3 protein-coding genes are annotated in these 3,981 nt (G+C 70.8%); all 3 read left to right on the top strand.

The window, feature by feature from the left end; translation table 11 throughout:
• Positions 1–63: 63 nt before the first annotated feature.
• Entirely contained in the window at positions 64–411 is a 348-nt protein-coding gene (locus tag ACFWEG_RS28455; protein ID WP_387220836.1) for an NTP pyrophosphohydrolase, read from the top strand.
• A gap of 269 nt (positions 412–680) precedes the next feature.
• A complete protein-coding gene (locus ACFWEG_RS28450) occupies positions 681–2,063 on the top strand; it encodes a cellulose binding domain-containing protein (protein WP_387220834.1) in 1,383 nt (460 codons plus the stop codon).
• Positions 2,064–2,091: 28 nt separating this feature from the next.
• Positions 2,092–3,933, top strand: coding sequence for a polysaccharide deacetylase family protein (locus ACFWEG_RS28445; protein WP_387220832.1), 1,842 nt, complete (start codon positions 2,092–2,094; stop codon positions 3,931–3,933).
• Positions 3,934–3,981: the final 48 nt, after the last annotated feature.

The following is a 3,981-nucleotide window of genomic DNA, read 5'->3' as shown; positions in this document are numbered from 1 at the left end:
GATCACCACGATCCGCGCGGCCCGTCCGCGTTCCCTGGGCGTCCCTTCCGTACGCTGCGGTGCATGACTGTGGTGATCGTGGACGGCGCGAACGTCGTGGGCTCGGTGCCGGACGGCTGGTGGCGCGACCGGCGGGGCGCCGCCGAGCGGCTGCGGGACCGGCTGGTGGGCTACGGCGAGCGCGAGAACGCCGAGGTGGTGCTGGTCGTGGAGGGCGCGGCGAAGGGGATCGACGCCGTGCCCGGCGTGCGGGTGGAGTCGGCGACGGGCAGCGGGGACGACCTGATCGTTGAACTCGTCGCGGCGCGCGGGGGCCGGTGCGTGGTGGTGACCGCGGACCGCGAACTGCGGCAGCGCGTGGAGGCGTTGGGCGCGAGCTGTGCCGGACCGCGGACCGTGCGGGAACAGTGACGGGACCGGGGCGGCGGTACCCCCGGCCGGAGGGCGAGCGGCGGCCTCTGCCCCGTGAGCACGGCGACACGCACGGGACAAGGTTGCAGTCTTGTGACAGATCCGGACCGGAAGTGTGCCCGGTACAGGGATATCATCGGACCGCATTGTGACCATATGTAGCGCCGACCTGACGGTTCCCCCCTCAGCGCGCTCCCACAGTCCCACCGAGGAGCGATGTGGCATCCGCCCGCCGTAAGTCGCCGAAGCGCCGCCGCAGCATATGGCCGATGGTGCGCCTGCTGGTCCTCGTCGGAGCCCTCGCCGCAGGCGGCGTCTTCTACGGGTACCCGAAGTGGAAGGAGGCCAACGCGGCACCGCCGGAGCTGACGCTCCGTTACCGCACCGACACCGCTCCTTCCGCGGACGCCGCACTGCCGTGGCTGGAGGTCATCAACACCTCCTCGAAGCCGGTCCCGCTGGACGAGGTCACCCTGCGGTACCACTTCTCGGCCGACGGCGACGTCCCCTACGCCTTCAACTGCGTGCACGCGGCCGTCGACTGCTCGAACGTCTCGGGCCGGATCGTCGCCGCGGAGAAGCCCACCGCGAAGGCCGACCACTACCTGGAGCTCGCCTTCACGAAGGAGGCCGGCAGCCTGGCGGCCGGCGCCAACAGCAAGGGCATCGAGATCCAGCTGTACCGCGTCGACCACAAGAAGACGCAGCAGGGGAACGACCACTCCTACGACCGGACGAAGACGACCTTCAAGGAGTCCGACCTGGTCACGGCGTACCGCGCCGGCAAACTCGTCTGGGGCACGGAGCCCGGGGCGGCCGAGGGCGCCGCGGCGGCGGCCGCCGCGCCGCGCAAGGCTCCCGTCGCGCCCAAGGGCGTCATGTTCGACAACTTCCACTACCGCGGTCCGAAGGACCCCTCGCTCTTCAAGCACGGCTGGCTGGTGCGCACGAGCGAGGGCGGCCCCGGCATCGAGGACACCTGGTCGGCCGACAACGTCAGCTTCCCCGCCGACAAGGACGCCCTCGGCGGCCAGGTGCTGAACCTGCGCGCCTCCACCGACGGCACCACCGCGGGCACCACGCAGTCCAGCCTCGGCAGCGCCAACAAGGAGTTCCGGTCGGGCACGTACGCGGCCAGGGTGCACTTCACCGACAGGCCGGCGAAGGGCGAGGGCGGCGACCACGTCAACCAGACCTTCTACACCATCGGCGGCAAGGGCGCGGAGTACAGCGAGCTGGACTACGAGTACATGCCCAACGGCGGCTGGGGCGCGCCCGGCCCCAAGCTGGACACCACCAGCTGGCACGACGCCGACGGGAACGACCGCATCACCATGAAGCACATGCGCAGCCTCGAGGGCTGGCACACCCTGACCATCACGGTCGACGGCGACGAGGTCACCTACCGCATCGACGGGAAGAAGCTGTACTCCCACGACGACCCGGACTACGCGCCGCGGGCGGGGATGTCCGTCAACTTCAACACCTGGTTCGTGGACCTGCCCTTCACCGGCGACCGCCACTGGGACATGAAGGTCGACTGGATGTACTACAACGCGGACGACGTCCTCGACGTCGAGCAGGTCGAGGCGGCCGTGGAGGGCTTCACCGAGAGCGGTCTGAACTACTTCGACACGGTGCCCAAGTCCTGACACGGTCCGAACACCCTCTGGAGTTCCGGTGAACAACGATTCGACGCCCTACGGCGAGCAGCCGCGCGGCGGGAACCAGCCCTACGGGGAGCAGCCCTACGGACAGCAGGGCTACGGGCAGCGGCGGCCGTACGGGGAGCAGGACGGCGGGCAGCGGGACCAGTACGGACGGCAGCAGGACCACGGCGGTCAGGAGTACGGGCAGCAGGGCTACGGGCAGCGCGAGCCGTACGGACAGCAGGAGTACGGGCAGCAGCAGTACGGCCGTCGGCCCCAGGACCCGCAGTACCGGACCCCGCAGCCGCAGCCGCAGGCGCCGCAGCAGCCGGCCGCCCCGCAGCCGTCGCGGGAGCCCGAGCCGGAGGAGTCGCGGGGCACCGGCCGGGCGGCGCGGTTCGACCGGCGCTCGGCGCTCCGGCTGACCGGCAAGGGCGGGCTCCTCGTCGCGGGCGGCGCGCTGCTCGGCGGCGCGGGCTCGCAGGCGGTGGCCGCGGTCACCGACGGCGCGAAGAAGGCCGGCGCGGCCGCGGGCGGCGTCGGGGACCTGGCCCTCGGCGGGTCGAAGGCGACGGCGAACTGGACGGTCCCGGCGTTCGCCCCCTCGGGCCGCCGGCCGCGCTGGCGCCGGGCCACCTGGTCGCAGCAGTTCCAGGCCGGCCACGGCTGGACCGCCGGCGGCGCCGGCACGGCGAGCGCGGCGGAGAACGACACCGAGGTGTTCACCCGCGGCACCCAGGCCGTGCGGGTCTCGACCAACGGCAGCGGCAAGCAGTCCTACATCCGCCGCGCCGGTCTGCCCGCGATGAACCTCAAGGGCAAGATGATCCGGCTGATCTTCCGCGTCGACGACGACGTGGACCTGGCCAAGATGGTCTTCTACGCCGGCACCTCCTCGCTCGCGAACCACTTCTCCTGGACCTTCCACGTCCACTCCAAGACCTCGGCGAACTACGTCCAGGCCGGTGAGTGGGTGACGGTCCACCTCCAGTGGGCGGACGTGACGGGCGCGGCGGGCACGTTCTCGATCGGCGCGGACGGGGTGCCGTCGGTGAAGGACGGCATCACCGACTTCTCCTTCGCCGTGTACGACGACGCCAAGGGCCCGGTGACCTACCACCTGCAGGCCGTGGAGCTGGTGCCGGACACGACCGACGTGTTCCCCAACGGGGTCGTCTCGATCACCTTCGACGACTCGCACTTCTCGGTCCACGACCTGGCCCGGCCGGCGATGGACGCCTACGGGTTCCCGGCGACGCTCTACAACATCGCCGAGCCCATCGGCAAGAGCGGCTTCGTGACCATCGAGGAGATGCGGTCGCTGCAGAACTCCTCGGGCTGGGAGATGGCCGGCCACTCGTACCTGACCTCGGCGCACACCACGGGGTACGCCAAGATGACCGCGCAGGCGGTGGACGACGACTTCCGGCACCTGCGGGAGTGGCTGGTGTCCAACGGCTTCACCAGCGAGCACTTCGCCTACCCGCACGGCTCGTTCCAGAAGACCACCGACGGCATACCCGTCGACCTGATCGCCGCCCGGCACTTCACCACGGCCCGTTCGATCATCTCGGAGACGATCGAGTCGTTCGCGCCGGCGATGCCGTACCGGCTGAAGTCGCTGACCGGGATCACGGACGGGCCCAACGCGGGCGGCGCGCAGCTGTCGAAGCTGATCGCGCCGGGCGGCCGGCTCGACCGGTGCAAGAACAACGGCGACTGGCTGATCCTCTGCCTGCACAAGGTGGTCGCCTCGGAGGCGAAGACCAGCACGGAGATCGCGCAGGCCGGGCTGAGGACGCTGATGAAGGCGATCGACGAGCGGGACATCCCCGTGGTGACCGTCGAGGAAGCCATGGCGTACTACAAGTAGCGGCACGCGGACGAGAGGCGGCCCCCGTACGGATGATCCGTACGGGGG

It is taken from the genome of Streptomyces sp. NPDC060194 (assembly GCF_042728285.1).
Lineage (GTDB): Bacteria > Actinomycetota > Actinomycetes > Streptomycetales > Streptomycetaceae > Streptomyces.
Note: the sequence above shows the minus strand (reverse complement) of the source record. Positions and strands in the feature narration are given on the sequence as shown.